Origin of the sequence: Bartonella sp. AP40SXNS, from assembly GCF_042195825.1 — a bacterium.
Lineage (GTDB): Bacteria > Pseudomonadota > Alphaproteobacteria > Rhizobiales > Rhizobiaceae > Bartonella.
The window spans coordinates 1-3,358 of record NZ_JBHIPB010000042.1; the positions used below are offsets into that span (position 1 = coordinate 1).

At 34.8% G+C, this 3,358-nt stretch carries 6 protein-coding genes; 3 read left to right on the top strand and 3 right to left on the bottom strand.

The genetic code is table 11. The annotated features are described in order from the left end of the window. On the top strand, positions 1-756 hold a 756-nt coding region (locus ACFILZ_RS09375), incomplete at its 5' end, for a hypothetical protein (RefSeq protein ID WP_375611002.1). Here ACFILZ_RS09375 and ACFILZ_RS09380 read toward each other — a convergent pair. Genes ACFILZ_RS09380 through ACFILZ_RS09390 form a run of 3 tightly spaced genes read right to left on the bottom strand, consistent with a single transcriptional unit; the run spans position 746 to position 2,367 of the window. Beyond that, complete coding sequence (locus ACFILZ_RS09380; RefSeq protein ID WP_375611001.1) at positions 746-1,384, bottom strand: hypothetical protein; 639 nt, start codon at positions 1,382-1,384, stop codon at positions 746-748. The two genes, ACFILZ_RS09375 and ACFILZ_RS09380, sit on opposite strands and share 11 nt — an antisense overlap. A gap of 10 nt (positions 1,385-1,394) precedes the next feature. Continuing rightward, a complete protein-coding gene (locus tag ACFILZ_RS09385) occupies positions 1,395-2,039 on the bottom strand; it encodes a hypothetical protein (RefSeq protein ID WP_375611000.1) in 645 nt (214 codons plus the stop codon). Positions 2,040-2,049: 10 nt separating this feature from the next. After that, positions 2,050-2,367, bottom strand: coding sequence for a hypothetical protein (locus tag ACFILZ_RS09390; RefSeq protein WP_375610999.1), 318 nt, complete (start codon positions 2,365-2,367; stop codon positions 2,050-2,052). A 106-nt stretch (positions 2,368-2,473) separates the two neighbouring features. Here ACFILZ_RS09390 and ACFILZ_RS09395 point away from each other — a divergent pair, with 106 nt between their 5' ends. Together ACFILZ_RS09395 and ACFILZ_RS09400 are read left to right on the top strand one after the other, a co-directional pair. After that, a complete protein-coding gene (locus tag ACFILZ_RS09395) occupies positions 2,474-2,806 on the top strand; it encodes a hypothetical protein (protein WP_038473488.1) in 333 nt (110 codons plus the stop codon). Positions 2,807-3,023: 217 nt separating this feature from the next. Next, the coding region (locus ACFILZ_RS09400) for a hypothetical protein (protein WP_375610997.1) at positions 3,024-3,358 on the top strand (335 nt) is incomplete at its 3' end.

Below are 3,358 nucleotides of genomic sequence, written 5' to 3' on the forward strand. Positions count from 1 at the left end.
TTATCCGCAATTTTTTCTTTTCGTTCTATTAAACAGACATTGAATTTAAGAAATGAAGATCGAATAGAAGCTGCAAAATTGAGAAGAGAAGATCGAATAGAAGCTGCAAAGTTTAGAAGAGAAGACCGAGAAAAATTTGAAACAGAATTAGCCAATGCCGTGGACATAGCTAAATCAACTAAACAACAAGCAATATCAATGGAAAAGCTTGCCACAGTTCTGGAAAAACAATTAGAGATTTTAGAAGAAAAAAAGCTCCGTGTTACCACACACAGTTCATGGATAAGTGATAATCCTAATGATATCCTTCCAGTAATATATGTATCTTTAATCATTACAAACCCCACAAAACAAACAATTAAAATCAACTCTATCAGCATACAGGATAATAGCCTTTTTATCTTTATGTCCGCATGCTATCGCGAACTTTCGCCACAATCATTAGGAACACTACATTACATCCATCCTCAACAGGAAAAACACTTATGCTTAAAGAAACCTCGAGTCGATCCACCCATACATAGCGATATTGATCCATTTAGCCTCAAACCTTCTGGTCTATTAGGACTAATTATTAGTGTTTTTCCTATAGACAGAAACTCAGAAATTCCTTTAATATTGACTATGGAGCACACTGCCGTAAATCCTTTAAATCCACCAGAAAAAGTGACTTTTTGCCCCGAATATTTTAATATTAAACCAAGTAATAAACTATCCGATCTGTTGTATTCCAAGCTGTTTCCATTCAATAAATAACCGTTTTCCAACATGATGAATAACGATGTTGTTCCTCAGGGCTTTTTTCAGCCAACTCGGCCCATGTCAGTGGCTTTGGTTTCATAAGAAGAAATGATAAATATTGTGCCCTATCCCATTGATTGGCTTCTGCAACTGTAACCGATTGTTTTGCCATAAACCATCTATTGAAATCCTCAATAATTTCAATTGCTTCATTCTTTGTCTGTTCATCCTTCCTCAATTGTTGCAATATCTTTCGTGCTCTATCATCATCTTTTTCATCACTATATTCATTTATAATTGGAGCTTTGTTTACAAACTCTCTTACAAGCGCACGAACATCTTCAGGCTCTTGAAGATTGTCATTAATATTTTCATATTCAGTCAAATATTCTTGCTCTTTAGATTTCTTCTGTTCAGATTCCAACAAACGTTCTTGCACTTCTTTTTGTAATTTTTGTAAATGTTGTATTTTCTCTTCATTTTCTGCTAGCTGTTCTTCCATCAATGCTTTTTGTGACGCTATTAACTCATTTTTTTCTGCTAGCTCTTTTCTAAGCCTTCGCACTCTTTTAGAAGAGTCATGAACAGCATAAAACGAAATCACATTCGCAATTAAGGAAATAACAATTGCTACTAAACTCATCTTTCTCTCCTCACTTACCCTTCTTCTTATTTTTACGAGCCGGCGCTTTTACTGCTTCATCACGCTGTTTAAGCTTTTGTGTTAGTCTTTCAACTTCCTCGTCGCGTGATTGAACATCTGCTTTTAGTGCCTGTATCTTTTCACTTTTCCGTGTAAACTCTTCTCGATACGCATCTATACTTTGTTTTAGTTCTTCAGTCTTTTGTTTCAGTTGTTTAATTTCCTTGTCACGTTCTTCAATTTCCTCGTCGTCACATTCTTCTATCTTTTGTTTAAGTTCTTTAATTTCCTTGTCACGTGATTGAACATCTGCTTCGAGTGTCATTACAACTTCACTTACATTTCTGAACGCCTTTTCATGCTCTTCAGTCTTTTGTTTCAGTTGTTTAATTTCCTCGTCACGTTCTTCAATCTCTTGCTTCAGTTGTTTAATTTCCTTGTCACGTTCTTCAAGATCCGCATCACATTCATCAATTGTCTGCTTGCTTTCCTTTAAATACCTAAACTCATTCTCTTTCATTTTTTTCTTAATATCTTGAACCTGCTCTTTAAGTGCTTTAACTTGATCGCGATAATGCAATGCAATACGAAACATCACTCCGCTTAAGAGCAAAACTGAAACCACTGCTATCCATAAAATTTCATTCGAACTCATTTTGATCTCCTTAATGCTGCAATCTATCGACCTTCTGATCAACACCGCAGCTCTTGCAAATTTTCGACATTGGGGGGTGTTGCTCTTGCATTAATCTCTGCAAGCGCTCGGGATAAAAAAAATCTTCTGGACGCAAATCTATCCCATGATCTCGCGCATAATTTAAAAGCATAATTTGGTATTTAGCTGGTATAATGCCGCCTTTACCCTCTCGCTTTTCAAAAGGATAAGTCCATTTATAAACAGCAGATACATGGCATTGAGAAATCAACGACACGCGTTTTGCACCGCCTAAATACTTTATAATCGTAACTGCTGGAGTAATCATGTAATCCAAAATTTTCTGTCATATATTTACGTATTACGCAAATATAAACAAAATTTTCGTAATACGCAACATTGATTATTTAATAATTTTAAGAGAGAAAAATAAAATGGATTTTCAAAAGTTAATAAAAGTGTGGATTAATGAAAAATTAAATGAAATGGGGCATGGAAGCCGTAAGGCTTTAGGGCAACATTTAGGATTGAGTCCATCATCTATTACACGCTTATTATCGATTGATGACTCTGACTCTAAAGCCTACCGTGATATCACTGCAGAAGAGCTAGTGAATCTACACAGTTTCTTTAAGGAGTATCCTCCGTATCCGGCTTTAAGCAAAATAGATCAAGATTTTTATGATCTATATTCGTCTTGCAATGAAGAAGAACGGAGGGCAACTTTAGCGTTTCTTCATACTTTAATCGAATCAAAAAAGCGATAGTTGCTATTTTTTCTTCATTTGATAATTGTGAAAATTTTCTTTTTGCAATCTTATAGCCTTTCATAAAATCTCCAAATATCTATAAAAAATACACTAATCTAAATAAAATAATTTTCGTAATACGGTATTTTTTATATTGACATTACCGTAAAACGAAAATATGTTCACTCCATATCTTAGAAAATAACTTTTGCCAATAGGCTGTATGGAGGCATTTGTGAAAAAACCAGTGTTTATCAATTCTGATGAAATTCTCTTAGTCATCTGCGAAAATGAAGAACAAAATCTCGCTAAATCTGGTCCTTTCTTAGAAGAAAAGGACATGATCAAATTTATCGACCAAGCCGATAATGCTGTCCAAATTTTGCGTGTAGAACCAACGACTAATCGTTGTGAAGATATCTCTGAAGATATTGCCGAATGCTATCTGAAAGAATGTGAAGAGCAGTGTTTCAACGGTAACATTCCTCACGATTTTATTCTACACAGCACAGCATACGGTTTTTTTTTAGATGATATAAAACAGCGCGAATATGATGATGCAATGTATGG

What these genes read in the sequence shown, in the direction of transcription:
- ACFILZ_RS09380 (WP_375611001.1), bottom strand. Translation starts at nt 1,384, where the DNA reads ATGAGTTTAGTAGCAATTGTTATTTCCTTAATTGCGAATGTGATTTCG.
- ACFILZ_RS09385 (WP_375611000.1), bottom strand. Translation starts at nt 2,039, where the DNA reads ATGAGTTCGAATGAAATTTTATGGATAGCAGTGGTTTCAGTTTTGCTC.
- ACFILZ_RS09390 (WP_375610999.1), bottom strand. Translation starts at nt 2,367, where the DNA reads ATGATTACTCCAGCAGTTACGATTATAAAGTATTTAGGCGGTGCAAAA.
- ACFILZ_RS09395 (WP_038473488.1), top strand. Translation starts at nt 2,474, where the DNA reads ATGGATTTTCAAAAGTTAATAAAAGTGTGGATTAATGAAAAATTAAAT.